Origin of the sequence: Streptomyces huiliensis, from assembly GCF_020037025.1 — a bacterium.
In the GTDB taxonomy this organism is placed as follows: Bacteria; Actinomycetota; Actinomycetes; order Streptomycetales; family Streptomycetaceae; genus Streptomyces; species Streptomyces huiliensis.
The window spans coordinates 50,569-63,893 of record NZ_JAIQLH010000045.1 but is presented as its reverse complement, the minus strand read 5'-3'; the positions used below and the strand labels follow the sequence as shown (position 1 = coordinate 63,893).

11 protein-coding genes and 2 tRNA genes are annotated in these 13,325 nt (G+C 69.9%); 6 read left to right on the top strand and 7 right to left on the bottom strand.

Going from position 1 to position 13,325, the window contains the following annotated elements; genetic code table 11:
- Positions 1 to 174 precede the first annotated feature (174 nt).
- Positions 175 to 2,796: a valine--tRNA ligase gene (locus JNW98_RS10300; RefSeq protein ID WP_223767832.1), complete on the bottom strand. Its 2,622-nt coding sequence runs from the start codon at positions 2,794 to 2,796 to the stop codon at positions 175 to 177.
- A gap of 184 nt (positions 2,797 to 2,980) precedes the next feature.
- On the opposite strand from JNW98_RS10300, the gene JNW98_RS10295 reads away from it, so the two are divergent.
- The 5 genes from JNW98_RS10295 (at position 2,981) to JNW98_RS10275 (ending at position 7,617) form a co-directional block, all read left to right on the top strand.
- Positions 2,981 to 3,718: a flagellar basal body-associated FliL family protein gene (locus tag JNW98_RS10295; protein ID WP_223767831.1), complete on the top strand. Its 738-nt coding sequence runs from the start codon at positions 2,981 to 2,983 to the stop codon at positions 3,716 to 3,718.
- A gap of 269 nt (positions 3,719 to 3,987) precedes the next feature.
- The gene (locus JNW98_RS10290; protein ID WP_223767830.1) at positions 3,988 to 4,923 is read left to right on the top strand and encodes a hypothetical protein; all 936 of its coding nucleotides are present in this window, start codon (positions 3,988 to 3,990) and stop codon (positions 4,921 to 4,923) included.
- A 37-nt stretch (positions 4,924 to 4,960) separates the two neighbouring features.
- On the top strand, positions 4,961 to 5,938 hold the full coding sequence (locus JNW98_RS10285; protein WP_223767829.1) for a hypothetical protein: 978 nt from the start codon (positions 4,961 to 4,963) through the stop codon (positions 5,936 to 5,938).
- Positions 5,935 to 6,681 (top strand): hypothetical protein, encoded by a 747-nt coding sequence (locus JNW98_RS10280; RefSeq protein WP_223767828.1) that lies wholly within the window; start codon positions 5,935 to 5,937, stop codon positions 6,679 to 6,681. The genes JNW98_RS10285 and JNW98_RS10280 overlap by 4 nt, the downstream gene beginning before the upstream one ends.
- A 78-nt stretch (positions 6,682 to 6,759) precedes the next feature.
- A complete protein-coding gene (locus tag JNW98_RS10275; RefSeq protein WP_223767827.1) occupies positions 6,760 to 7,617 on the top strand; it encodes an ATP-grasp domain-containing protein in 858 nt (285 codons plus the stop codon).
- Positions 7,618 to 7,689: 72 nt separating this feature from the next.
- Here the strand turns inward: JNW98_RS10275 and clpX are convergent, their stop codons facing one another.
- The 5 genes from clpX to JNW98_RS10250 all read right to left on the bottom strand — a co-directional run bounded on the left by clpX (position 7,690) and on the right by JNW98_RS10250 (position 12,679).
- Positions 7,690 to 8,982 (bottom strand): ATP-dependent Clp protease ATP-binding subunit ClpX, encoded by a 1,293-nt coding sequence (gene clpX / locus JNW98_RS10270; RefSeq protein WP_185944964.1) that lies wholly within the window; start codon positions 8,980 to 8,982, stop codon positions 7,690 to 7,692.
- A 175-nt stretch (positions 8,983 to 9,157) separates the two neighbouring features.
- Entirely contained in the window at positions 9,158 to 9,847 is a 690-nt protein-coding gene (locus JNW98_RS10265) for an ATP-dependent Clp protease proteolytic subunit (RefSeq protein ID WP_223767826.1), read from the bottom strand.
- 95 nt (positions 9,848 to 9,942) lie between these two features.
- The gene (locus JNW98_RS10260; protein WP_051072744.1) at positions 9,943 to 10,548 is read right to left on the bottom strand and encodes an ATP-dependent Clp protease proteolytic subunit; all 606 of its coding nucleotides are present in this window, start codon (positions 10,546 to 10,548) and stop codon (positions 9,943 to 9,945) included.
- A 540-nt stretch (positions 10,549 to 11,088) separates the two neighbouring features.
- Positions 11,089 to 12,471 (bottom strand): trigger factor, encoded by a 1,383-nt coding sequence (gene tig, locus JNW98_RS10255; RefSeq protein WP_223767825.1) that lies wholly within the window; start codon positions 12,469 to 12,471, stop codon positions 11,089 to 11,091.
- 131 nt (positions 12,472 to 12,602) lie between these two features.
- A tRNA-Pro gene (locus JNW98_RS10250) sits at positions 12,603 to 12,679 on the bottom strand.
- Positions 12,680 to 12,935: 256 nt separating this feature from the next.
- Here JNW98_RS10250 and JNW98_RS10245 point away from each other — a divergent pair.
- Positions 12,936 to 13,006: transfer RNA gene (locus tag JNW98_RS10245), tRNA-Gly, on the top strand.
- A gap of 84 nt (positions 13,007 to 13,090) precedes the next feature.
- Here the strand turns inward: JNW98_RS10245 and JNW98_RS10240 are convergent.
- Positions 13,091 to 13,285 (bottom strand): hypothetical protein, encoded by a 195-nt coding sequence (locus JNW98_RS10240; protein ID WP_185944962.1) that lies wholly within the window; start codon positions 13,283 to 13,285, stop codon positions 13,091 to 13,093.
- Between the last annotated feature and the right edge of the window lie 40 nt (positions 13,286 to 13,325).

Sequence of the window (13,325 nt, the reverse complement as noted above, 5' to 3'; positions counted from 1 at the left end):
CAAACGCCGGACGGGCTGGATTGGGGCTGAGCGCCCACTTCAGCCTGTCCGGCGTTTGAGGACAACCGCGCGGAGCGCGGTTTCGGGGGGCTGGGGCGCAGCCCCAGGAAACGGCGAAGGGGCGGGACAGGGGCAATCCCCATCCCGCCCCCAGGGGCGGGCCCCCGAACGCGCCTACGCGCCCGGCAGCGCCGCCAGCTGAGCGCTGATCCGCTCGATGTCAGCCTCCGCCTTCGCAAGGCGAGTGCGAATCTTCTCGACGGCCGCCTCGGCGGCCTTCGCCAGGAACGCCTCGTTCCCAAGCTTGGCCGTCGCCTGAGACTTCTCCTTCTCAGCCGCCGCCAACGCCTTGGCAAGCCGCTTCCGCTCCGCCTCGACGTCGATCGTCCCGGACAGGTCCAGGGCGACAGTCGCCCCACCGATGGTGAGGTTCGCGGTCGCCTGGAACTCCTCACCGGCCGGCTGCAGACGCAGCAGCTGCCGGATCGCACCCTCATGCGCGGCAAGGGCGGTACCGGACAGGCCGAGCCGCGCCGGCACCCGCTGCCCCGGCTGGAGCCCCTGGTCCGCACGGAACCGGCGGACCTCGGTGATCACCTGCTGGAGGTTCTCGATCTCCGCCTCGGCCGCCGCGTCGCGGAACCCACCGTCCTTCGGCCACTCGGCGACGACGAGCGACTCCTTGCCGGTGAGCGTCGTCCACAGCGCCTCGGTGACGAAGGGGACGATCGGGTGGAGCAGCTTGAGGGTGACGTCCAGGACCTCGCCGAGGACACGGGCCGACACCTTCGCCTGCTCGCCGCCGCCCATGAACGTGGTCTTGGACAGCTCGACGTACCAGTCGAAGACCTCGTCCCACGCGAAGTGGTAGAGGGCGTCGGACACCTTGGCGAACTGGTAGTCCTCGTAGTACGCGTCCACCTCGGCGACGGTCGCGTTCAGCCGGGAGAGGATCCACCGGTCGGTCGCCGACAGCCGCTCGGCGGCCGGGAGCTCGCCCTCGACGGTGGCGCCGTTCATCAGCGCGAACCGCGTCGCGTTCCAGATCTTGTTGGCGAAGTTGCGGGACGCCTGGACCCAGTCCTCGCCGATCGGCACGTCGGTACCGGGGTTGGCGCCCTTGGCCAGGGTGAACCGGACGGCGTCGGAGCCGTACTGGTCCATCCAGTCCAGCGGGTCGACGACGTTGCCGAAGGACTTGGACATCTTCTTGCCGCGCTCGTCGCGCACCAGGCCGGTGAGGGCGATGGTGTGGAACGGCGCGACGCCGTCCATCGCGTAGAGGCCGAACATCATCATCCGGGCGACCCAGAAGAAGATGATGTCGTGGCCGGTGAGCAGGACGTCGGTGGCGTAGAACTTCGCCAGGTCCGGCGTCTTCTCCGGCCAGCCGAGCGTGGAGAACGGCCACAGGCCGGAGGAGAACCAGGTGTCGAGAACGTCGGTGTCCTGGTGCCAGCCCTCGCCGGACGGCGGCTCCTCGTCCGGGCCGACGCAGACGACCTGGCCCTCGGGGCCGTACCAGACCGGGATGCGGTGGCCCCACCACAGCTGGCGCGAGATGCACCAGTCGTGCATGTTGTCGACCCAGTCGAAGTAGCGCTTCGACATGTCCTCCGGGTGGATCTTCACCCGGCCGTCGCGGACGGCGTCGCCGGCGGCCTGTGCCAGCGGACCGACCTTGACCCACCACTGCATCGACAGCCGCGGCTCGACGGTCGTGCTGCAGCGCGAGCAGTGGCCGACGGAGTGGACGTACGGGCGCTTCTCGGCGACGATCCGGCCCTGCTCGCGCAGCGCGCCGACGATCGCCGACCGGGCCTCGAAGCGGTCCAGGCCGAGGAACGGGCCGTGCACGGTGATGACGCCGCGCTCGTCCATGACCGTCATCGACGGCAGGTCGTGCCGCTGGCCGATGGCGAAGTCGTTGGGGTCGTGCGCCGGGGTCACCTTGACGGCACCGGTGCCGAACTCCGGGTCGACATGCGTGTCGGCGACGACGGGGATCGTGCGGTCCGTCAGCGGCAGCTTGATCTGCTTGCCGACGAGGTGCGCGTACCGCTCGTCCTCCGGGTGGACGGCGACGGCCGTGTCACCCAGCATCGTCTCGGCGCGGGTGGTGGCAACGACCAGCGACTCGTCCCCCTCGCCGTACCGGATGGAGACGAGCTCGCCGTCGTCCTCCTGGTACTCCACCTCGATGTCGGAGATGGCCGTGAGGCAGCGGGGGCACCAGTTGATGATGCGCTCGGCGCGGTAGATCAGCTCGTCGTCGTAGAGCTTCTTGAAGATCGTCTGGACGGCCTTGGAGAGGCCCTCGTCCATGGTGAAGCGCTCGCGCGACCAGTCGACGCCGTCGCCGAGCCGGCGCATCTGGCCGAGGATCTTGCCGCCGTACTCCTCCTTCCACTGCCAGACGCGGTCGACGAACGCCTCCCGGCCGAGGTCGTGGCGGGACTTGCCCTCCTCGGCGAGCTGCTGCTCGACCTTGTTCTGCGTGGCGATGCCGGCGTGGTCCATGCCCGGCAGCCACAGCGCCTCGTAGCCCTGCATCCGCTTGCGGCGGGTGAGGGCGTCCATCAGCGTGTGCTGGAAGGCGTGGCCCAGGTGGAGGGAGCCGGTGACGTTGGGCGGGGGGATGACGATCGTGTACGGCTTCTTGTCGCTCGTCGCGTCGGCCGTGAAGTAGCCCCGCTCTACCCAGCGCTCGTACAGCGGCCCCTCTACTTCGGCCGGCGCGTACTGGGTCGGCAGTTCGGGGACGCTGTCGTGTTGCTGCTGAGTGTTCTCGGTCACGGGGGAAATTCTACGGGGCCGGGGCCGCCCGCCACGAACCCGTTTACCCCTGACCCGACCCGGAACCGGACCCCGAGACGTGTAGGGGGAAACTGACCCAAACACCACACCCGCCCCACGCGGCACAGAACAGCAGCACAGAGCACCTCCCGGATCCCCGGAAATCACCGAAGAACGGCGCCCGATGAGCACACCCTCCTCCACCCCTTCTCCGAAAAGCGGAGGCCGCCGAACGGCCCTCCTGGCCGGCGGCACGGCCCTCCTCGTCGCGGGCGCGGCCGTGGGCGGCGTCCTCTGGTTCCAGGGCGGCGACGGCGATGGCGCGGCGCCGTACACGATCGCCCTACCCGACCACCTCCTCGACGGCGCCTACACCAGGGACGCCGACCGGCCCGGCCCCGGAGACGGGGCCGAGGACCTGGACGGCGACACACAGGCCAAGGAACTGGGCATCACCGACGGCAAGGGCTTCATGGGCCAGTACGTCAACAGCAAGAAGCAGAACCTCAACGTCTACGGAGTGAGCGGCCGCATAGCCGACCCGCGGAAGGTCTTGGACGCGCTGGTCTCGAAGTCGGAGGAGGGCGCCGCGAGGTCCCCTGCCGACGCACCCGGCCGCAAGTTCCGCACGGTCACCCCCTGGACCGAGTTCCACCCGCCGGGCTTCGACGGCGTGATCATGAAGTGCACGTCCTCGAAAAGCACGCGCGCACCGGGCACCGTTTCCGTCAGGCTCGACACCAGCCAGTGCTACTGGGCGGACACCAGCGCCGTGGGCGGCGTCCAGCACATGGTCATGACCTTCGACGGCCTCCCGCCCAACGGCCGTGAGAACCCGGGCGCCACCGGCGAGGTGATGTCGGCCGAAGCGCTGTCGGAGGCGACGGCTAAGGTGCGGAACGAAGCGCGCGAGAAGAAGTAGCGACCGCGGGGAGCGGTCGCGACGGGGGGAGAGAACGCGATGAGTCACATCCGGATGCCCGGATCCGGGCGCCCGCGCCCACGTGCCGCGGCCGGCCCCACATTCCCGGCCGCCGTTCCCCCGCCCGCCTTCACGGCGATCGTCCCGTCCCCCTACGGCTGTGCCGAAACCGTTGCCTACCCGAGGTAAAGCCGGGATAAGGCATCGGAAAGGATGACGCGGAACTCCGCCCTGTCCCCCCACACACGTCGAGAGAGACACCCCACACCATGAGCTTCAACCAGCCGGGCCCCTACGGCCAGCCCCCGCAGCCCCCGCAGGGCCCCAACCCCTACGGCCAGGGCGGCGCCCCCGGCCAGCCCGGTTACGGCTACCCCCCGCCGCCGCCCCAGGCCGGCCCGTACGGCGCGCCCCCGCCGGCACAGCCCGGCCCCTACGGCGCACCCCCGCCCCAGCCGGGCCCCTACGGCCAGCCGCCCCAGGCCCCCTACGGCCAGCAGCCCGGCATGCCCGGCCCGTACCCGCCACCGATCCCCCCGCAGAGCGGCGGCAAGGGCAAGACGATCGCCATCGTCCTCGGCATCGTCCTGGTGGTCGGCGCCCTCGCGGGCGGCGGCTACATGTTCCTCGGCAAGGGCGGCGACGGCGGCGCGTACACGATCGTGCTGCCGGAGAAGCTGCTGGACGGCAAGTACACCAAGAAGCCGGGATCCGGCTCCAGCTCGCCCAAGAAGACCAACGACGACAAGACGCGGGAACACGGCATTACCAACGCCGAAGCCGTATCCGCCGCCTACACCAGTGACGCCAAGGTGGATCTCAACGTCACCGGGGTCTACGGCAACGTGTCGGACCCGAAGAAGGCGGTCAACGACATGATCGCCGACCTGGACAAGAGCTCGCCCAGCTCGCGGTTCGAAACCGTCACGCCGTACACGGAGTTCCACCCCTCCGGCTTCGACGGAGCGGTGATGAAGTGCAACCTCAAGAAGATGACCTCAAGCTACGGCTCCTACAGCAGCGAAGCGCGGATCAGCCAGTGCCTCTGGGGTGACGGCAGCACCTTCGGGATCGTGGTCAACAGATCGTCCAAGAGCAGCTCCTCCTTCGGCTCGGGCACCGGCTCCACCGCCGACGCCATGACCGCCGAGGAACTGGCCGAGGCCACCGCGAAGATCCGCAACGAGGTCCGCAAGGAGAAGTAGCAAGCGCCGTGAGGCGTTCGGTTCCGAAGGGAAAGACATGAGTTCAGACCAGCCCAACCCGTACGGGCAGCCGACCCCGCCCAACCCCTACGGGCAGGGTGCGGGTGCGCCAGGCGGGCAGCCGGGCTATGGGTACCCTCCGGGCCAACCGCCTCAGCAGCAGCCGAACCCGTACGGGCAGCCGCCGATGCCCCCGCAGCAGCCCCCGGCGCCCCCGTACGGGCAACCGCCGCAGGCCGGGCCGTACGGGGCGTACCCGCAGCAGCCCGGCATGCCCGGGCCGTACGGGGCGTACCCGCCGCCCATACCCCCGCGGCGCTCGGGCAAGGGCAAGGCGATCGGCATCACCGTCGGTGTGCTGACCGTCGTGGGCGCGCTCGTCGGCGGGTTCTTCTTCATCAAGAAGGACGGCGGCGGCGGTTCCGTGCCCGACGACGGGAAGCGGTACCGGCTGACCGCGCCGGACACCGTGCTCGGCGACTACAAGAAGGACCCCAGCGAGTCCAGCAAGGGCTTCGGGCCCGACGGCAAGGAGAACGCCGCCGAGTTGGGCGTCGCCGACGCGGAGAAGACGGGCGCCGGTTACGAGTCCGGCCAGGGCCTCTCCCAGAAGTACCTGTTCTTCAACGGCGTCCACGGGAAGATCAAGAACCCTGAGAAGACCCTCGACCGGCTCTTCGTCCTCATGGGCAAGTCCCTGGAGAAGGAATCCAAGGACGGCAAGGACGGCAAGGGCGAGCTGGAGGGCAGCCCGGAGAAGGTCACCCCGCAGGGCCTGGGGAACGCCGTGATGAAGTGCCAGTACGTGAAGACCGCCGGCGACGGCGCCTCCTCCGGCGGCGCGCCCTCGAACTTCAAGGCCCCGCTCTGCGCCTGGGCCGACCACAGCACCACCGCCGTCGTCATGCACGTCGATCTGGCGTCCGCGATGGGCGGCGGTGCCACCACCCTTCAGCAGGCGGCCGAGCAGGCCGTGAAGCTCCGCGACGAGGTCCGCGTCGAGGTGGGCAAGTGACGCAGCCGGCCCCCTACGGACCACCGCCCGCGCAGCCGCCGTATCCGGCCCCGACCCCGCCCCCGACCCCGATCCCGCCCGGCGGGCGAGGCAAGGGCAAGGCCCTGGGCCTGGCCGCCGGCGTCCTGGTGCTGGTCGGCGCGGCCGTCGGCGGTCTCCTCTACTTCGGCGACGAAGGCGACACCGTCCGCTACCGGCTCACCGCCCCCGAGACCGTGCTCGGCGACTACAAGAAGGCGGAGGAGCAGCCGGGCAAGGACGACGACGCCGACAACCGCAAGGAGAACGCGGAGCTGGGGATCAGGGATTCCCACGAGATCGGCGCCTACTACTCCCGCGGCGACGGCCCGAGCGAGCGCCGCCTGTTCTACCAAGGCGCCTGGGGACGCATCGACGACCCCGGCGCGACACTGGACCGCCTGTTCCGGAAGTTCGCCGACGGTCCGAAGGGCGACATCGACGGCAAGTTCGTCGGCTCCCCGCAGGACGCCCACCCGAAGGGGCTCGACGACGCGGTGATGAAATGCCAGAACATGCGGATCACGCGCAACGGCGGGCTGCTCTCCAAGCCCGTCGAGGTCGAACTGCCCTTCTGCATGTGGGCCGACCACAGCACCACCGCCTTCCTGATCGGCCTGGGCGCCGCGACGATGCGGGACGGCGGCCGGCCGGTCTCCCTGGAGCAGGCCGCCGAGGAACTCGCCCGGCTGCGCAAGGAGGTCAGGGCCGAGGCCGGGACCTGAGCCGAGGCCAAATCGAAGGCGGGCCACGCCCCTGACCAGGTACGTTGACGGAACTCGCACCACCGTCAGGAGCCCGTCATGACCGCAGCACCCTCCGCGGGGGCGCCCGCCCGCCCCCGCGTCCTCTACGTCACCGACCTCGCCTACGAGGCCAAGGGGCGCCGGTACTGCGACGAGGACGTCTTCCTGACCTCCCGGCTCCGCGAGCGGTTCGACATCGCGCTCTGCCACCCGCTGGACGCCGTCGCGCTGATGGACGGCTTCGACCTCGTCGTCGTCCGCAACAGCGGCCCGGTGCTCAACTACCAGGCCGCGTACGACCACTTCCGCGCCGAGGCCGCCCGCCGGGGCACCCGCATCCACAACCGGCTCACCGGCAAGGGCGACATGGCGGGCAAGCAGTACCTGCTCGACCTCACCGCCGCCGGCTACCCGGTCATCCCGACCGTCGACCGGGCGGCGGACGTCGGCCGGCTCCCGGTCGTCGACGAGTACGCGGTCAAGCCGAAGCTGGGCGCCGACTCGATAGGCCTGGAGTTCGTACCCCGCGAGCGGCTCGCGGAAGGCCTCATGGACGGTGTCACGGACGGGGAGGTCCTCGTCCAGCCGCGCGTCCGCTTCGCGTACGAGGTGTCGTTCTACTTCGTCGACGACGCCTTCCAGTACGCGCTGTACGCCCCCGACCCGGCCCGCCGCTGGGCCCTGGAGCCGTACGAGGCCACCGCCGCCGACCTCGCGTTCGCCCGCCGCTTCGTCGAGTGGAACGGCACCGACCACGGCATCCAGCGCGTCGACGCCTGCCGTACGCCGGAGGGCGGGCTGCTCCTCGTCGAGCTGGAGGACCTCAACCCGTACCTCTCCCTGGACCTGTTGCCGGCCGCCACCCGCGACGCGTTCGTCGACGCCCTGGCCGCGTCCCTGCACAGGGCGCTCTGAAGGCACACGACGAAGCGCCCGGCCGCCGGTTCGAGGAACCGGGGCCGGGCGCCCGCGACTTGCCCGTGCGCGCTACGCGCTCTTCTCGTGCCGCTCCCCCGAGCCCGGCTCGTTGCCGCGGGTGCGCGGCACCAGGGTGGGGTTGACGTTCGACTGCACGACGTCCGCCGTGATGACGACCCGGGCGACGTCCTTCCGGGACGGCACCTCGTACATCACCGACTGGAGGACCTCCTCCATGATGGCCCGCAGGCCCCGCGCGCCGGTGCCGCGCAGGATCGCCTGGTCGGCGATGGCCTCCAGCGCCGGGCGGTCGAAGTCCAGCTCCACGCCGTCGAGTTCGAAGAGGCGCTGGTACTGCTTGACCAGCGCGTTGCGCGGCTCGACGAGGATCTTGAGTAGGGCCGCGCGGTCGAGGTTGTGCACGCTGGTGATCACCGGCAGCCGGCCGATGAACTCCGGGATCATGCCGAACTTGACCAGGTCCTCCGGCATGACCTCCTGGAACTGGTCGCTCGCCTCGATCTCGCGCTTGGAGCGGATGGTCGCGCCGAAGCCGATGCCCTTGGCGCCCGCCCGCGACTCGATGATCTTCTCCAGGCCGGAGAACGCGCCGCCCACGATGAACAGCACGTTCGTCGTGTCGATCTGGATGAACTCCTGGTGCGGATGCTTCCGGCCGCCCTGCGGGGGCACCGAGGCCGTGGTGCCCTCAAGGATCTTCAGCAGGGCCTGCTGCACGCCCTCGCCGGAGACGTCCCGAGTGATCGACGGATTTTCGCTCTTTCGGGCGACCTTGTCGATCTCGTCGATGTAGATGATGCCGGTCTCGGCCTTCTTGACGTCGTAGTCGGCGGCCTGGATCAGCTTCAGCAGGATGTTCTCGACGTCCTCGCCCACGTAGCCCGCCTCGGTCAGCGCCGTGGCGTCCGCGATGGCGAACGGGACGTTCAGCATGCGGGCGAGCGTCTGCGCCAGCAGCGTCTTGCCGGACCCGGTCGGGCCGAGCAGCAGGATGTTGGACTTGGACAGCTCGATGGCGTCGTCACGGTCGCGCCCGCCGGCCTCGCCGGCCTGGACGCGCTTGTAGTGGTTGTAGACGGCCACCGAGAGGGCCTTCTTGGCGGCCTCCTGGCCGACGACGTACCCCTCGAGGAACTCGTAGATCTCCCGGGGCTTGGGCAGTTCCTCCCAGCGCACCTCGGAGGTCTCCGCGAGCTCTTCCTCGATGATCTCGTTGCAGAGGTCGATGCACTCGTCGCAGATGTACACACCAGGACCCGCGATGAGCTTCTTCACCTGCTTCTGGCTCTTCCCGCAGAACGAGCACTTGAGCAGGTCGCCGCCGTCACCGATGCGTGCCACGAGGTGCTTCCCCTTCGCCTGGGATCCGCCTTGCTCTGCGAACCCGAGTGCTTGCCTATCGACGGTACCTTGCCGGGCCCCCCGTGCGGGCCCCCCTCGCACCTACTCGGCCAAGGGGGGTACCGGCGGCACAGTGCCCGGGAGCCGGTCGCGGACCGTTTCCCGGGCTGTCACGTCAGACCGCGACGGACGACTTGCGCGTCGAGACGATCTGGTCGACGAGACCGTACGCGAGCGCGTCCTCGGCCGTGAGGATCTTGTCGCGCTCGATGTCGTCGCGGATCTTCTCGATCGGCGTGGTGGAGTGCTTGGCCAGCATCTCCTCCAGCTGCGTCCGCATCCGCATGATCTCGTTCGCCGCGATCTCCAGGTCGGAGAGCTGCTCACGGCCCGTCTGGCTGGACGGCTGGTGGATCAGGACGCGGGCGTTGGGCAGCGCCATGCGCTTGCCCGGGGTGCCGGCGGCCAGCAGGATCGCCGCGGCGGAGGCGGCCTGGCCCATGCAGACCGTCTGGATGTCCGGCTTCACGAACTGCATCGTGTCGTAGATCGCCGTCAGCGCGGTGAACGAGCCGCCGGGCGAGTTGATGTAGATCGAGATGTCCCGGTCGGGGTCCATCGACTCCAGGCACAGCAGCTGCGCCATGACGTCGTTGGCGGAGGCGTCGTCGACCTGCACGCCGAGGAAGATCACGCGCTCCTCGAAGAGCTTCGCGTACGGGTCGTACTCGCGGACCCCCTGGGAGGTGCGCTCGACGAAGCGGGGGACGACGTAACGACTCTCGGCGGGCAGGCCGGAGAACTGCGCCTGCGGGCCCGTGTAGAGGCCGCTGCCGGGGAAGTTGTTCATGCGGGTGTTCACCATCCTGATGGCGGTCGTTGGCTGGGATTCGACGGTCGGGCGGTACTCCCGGGGGCCGGCCCCGGGCTCCCGGGGGTCAGACCCGGGACTCCCGGGGCTCAGGCCCCGGTGCCGCCGCCGCCCGGAACGCCGGAGGCGTGGGTGATGATCTCGTCGATGATCCCGTACGCCTTCGCCTCCTCCGCGCTGAACCAGCGGTCGCGGTCGCCGTCGCGGATGATCGTCTCCACGGTCTGACCGGTGTGGTGCGCGGTGATCTCCGCCATGCGCTTCTTGGTGCGGAGCAGCTGCTCGGCCTGGATCTTGATGTCCGAGGCGGTGCCGCCGAGGCCCGCGGAGCCCTGGTGCATGAGGATGTCGGTGTTGGGCAGCGCGAAGCGCTTGCCCGGGGTGCCGCCGGTCAGCAGGAACTGGCCCATCGAGGCCGCGAGGCCCATGCCGATGGTGACCACGTCGTTCGGGATGTACTGCATGGTGTCGTAGACCGCCATGCCGGCCGTCACCGAGCCGCCGGGGCTGTTGATGTAGAGGTAGATGTCCTTGTCGGGGTCGGCGGCAAGGAGCAGCAGCTGGGCCGTGATCTTGTTGGCGATGTCGTCGTCGACCTGCTGGCCCAGGAAGATGATCCGCTCGTCGAGCAGTCGGCTGTAGACCTGGTCGCCGAGGCCACCACCGATGGAAGGTCCGCCGGCGGCGGAAGGCATCAGATTCGTCACGTGATCCACCTGCTCGTCTCTGACGGCAACGGGCCGTCTCCGCGTCTTCACTCGGGGCCGGGGGGCTTCGGGCCGGTACGGTCCGGCGCGCTCAAAGTCTCCCCTGCCCTCGTATCTACGGACCCTAACGCGCTGGTCGGCGGGCGCCATCCCGCATGAGGAACTGTTCGCTCTGAGCGCAGGTTCCGGCCGGTACGGCCCTGTGGGGCCACCGCCGACGGCGCCCGAGGGGCCGGGTGCGCCCCTCCGCGCACCGGGCTCGCCACCCGGCGCGGCTCCCGCTCGTGCGGAATCGGCCCCCGCTCGCGCCGGACCGGCGCCCGCTCGTCCAGAATTGGCGCCCGCTCGTACCGGACCGGCTCCCACTCACTCCGGACCGGCGCCCGGAGCCAGGACGGGCCCGGACACGACCCACGCCGGCCGGCGGCGGGGTAGCGTCCGGGCCCGTCCCGGAAGGCCGTCCCCGCGCACCGCCGCACCACAGGGGGCGCGGCGGGCGCGGAGCGCGGCCGGTGGGCGTTCGGGGGCTCAGCCCTCGTTCTTCGCCTCGGCGGCCTCGGCGGTCTCGGTGGCGGCCTCGGTGGCCTCCGCCTCGTCCTCGCCGTCCTCCAGGTCGACGACCTCGCCGTTGGAGTCCTTGACCGTGGCGGCCTCGACGACGGTCGCGAGCGCCTTGCCGCGGGCGACCTCACCGACGAGCATCGGGACCTGGCCCTGCTCGACGACGGCCTGGGCGAACTGGTCGGGGCTCATGCCGGAGGACTGGGCACGGCGCATCAGGTGCTCGGTGAGCTCGTCCTGGCCGACCGACAGCTTCTCCTTGTTGACGATCTCGTCCAGGACGAACTGGGTGCGGATGCCCTTCTCGGCCTGCTCCTTGAGCTCGGCGTCGAACTCCTCGGCGGACTTGCCCTGGATCTCCAGGTACTTCGCCAGGGTGAGGCCCATCTGGCCCAGCTGGTGGTGCTCGAGGTTGTGCTTCCGGGTGTTGACCTCGTCCTCGAGGAGCTTCTCCGGCATCGGGACCTCGACCAGCTTCAGGAGCTCGTCGAGCACCTTCTCCTGGGCCTGGGTGGCCTGGTCGAACTTCTTCATCCGGGCGAGACGCTCACGGCTGTCCGCCTTGAGCTCCTCCAGCGTGTCGAACTCGCTCGCGAGCTGGGCGAACTCGTCGTCCAGGGCGGGCAGTTCGCGGGACTTCACCGCGGTGACGTCGACCTTGACCTCGGCCTCCTTGCCCTCGGCGCTGCCGCCCTTGAGCTCGGAGGTGAAGGTGGCGGTGCCGCCGGCCTCCAGGCCGGTGACGGCCTCGTCGATGCCGTCGAGCAGCTGGCCGGAGCCGATGGTGTAGTCGACACCCTCGGCGACGCCGTCCTCCAGGACCTCGCCGTCGACCTTGGCCTCGAGGTTCACGGTGACGATGTCACCCTCGGCGGCGGCGCGCTCGACCGGGGAGGTGGTGGCGAAGCGCTCGCGGAGCTGCTCGACCGACTTCTCCACGTCCTCGTCGGTGACCTCGACGGCGTCGACGGTGACCTCGATGCCGGAGTAGTCCGGGATCTCCAGGGCGGGACGGATGTCGACCTCGGCGGTGAAGGTCAGCAGCTCGCCGTCCTTCAGCTCCGTGATGTCCACCTCGGGCTGGCCGAGCGGGTTCAGCTCACCCTCGTTGACGGCCTCGGTGTAGAACTTCGGGAGGGCGTCGTTGACGGCCTCCTCCAGCACCGCACCGCGGCCGAAGCGCTGGTCGATGACCCGGGCCGGGATCTTGCCCTTCCGGAAGCCAGGCACCGAGACCTGCTGGTTGATCTTCTTGTACGCCGCGTCGAGGCTGGGCTTGAGCTCCTCGAAGGGCACCTCGACAGTGAGCCGAACCCGAGTCGGGTTCAGGGTCTCCACGGCGCTCTTCACGGTTCGGTCTCCTTGGGGCTGACTTCTGGGATTCTGCTGAGGTTCAGCGGACCGCGCCCGGTACAGAGACACACAGACGCGCAGCTTGCATAGTAACCGCACGCAGGATGAGCCCCACAATGTGATCTTGCTGGTCGGGGTGGCCGGATTCGAACCGACGACCTTCCGCTCCCAAAGCGGACGCGCTACCAAGCTGCGCCACACCCCGTCGGTGCGACACGTAGGGTACATGCCCGCGGGAGCGCCGGCCGACCTTTGACCGCACCGTGACCGTGGGGGCCGGCCGCCGATGACCATGGCGGTGACCACGGGGGTTACCCGCGGGGCAAAAGAGGCGGGCGAGTCAGGGGACGGGCGCCGTCGGGCCTCGGGGGCCGGGCCGGCACCGGGGTGTGCGGCGAGGGGCCCGGACCCGCTACGATGCACGTCAGTGCCGCACACCCGTCAGGGTGGGACCGGCACGCGCGGGCGTAGCTCAATGGTAGAGCCCCAGTCTTCCAAACTGGCTACGCGGGTTCGATTCCCGTCGCCCGCTCGGACGACGCCCCCGGCCACCGGCCGGGGGCGTTTCTCGTGTCGCCGTCGCGCCCCTCCCCGGTGACCAGGCGGGGGCGACGGGTCAGAGCTTGATGTTGCTGATCGTCTGGGCGAGCGAGTTGAGGAACCGGTGGATCGACGGGGCCATGCCCGACGACGCCAGGAAGAAGCCGAAGAGGGCGGCGACGGTGGCCGCGCCGGCCTTGATCTTCCCCCCGCGGATCATCATCACCAGGATGATCGCCAAGAGCAGCACCGCAGACACCGATATGGCCACAACTGATCACACCCTAGGTCGAAGACACCTGGCCCGGCCC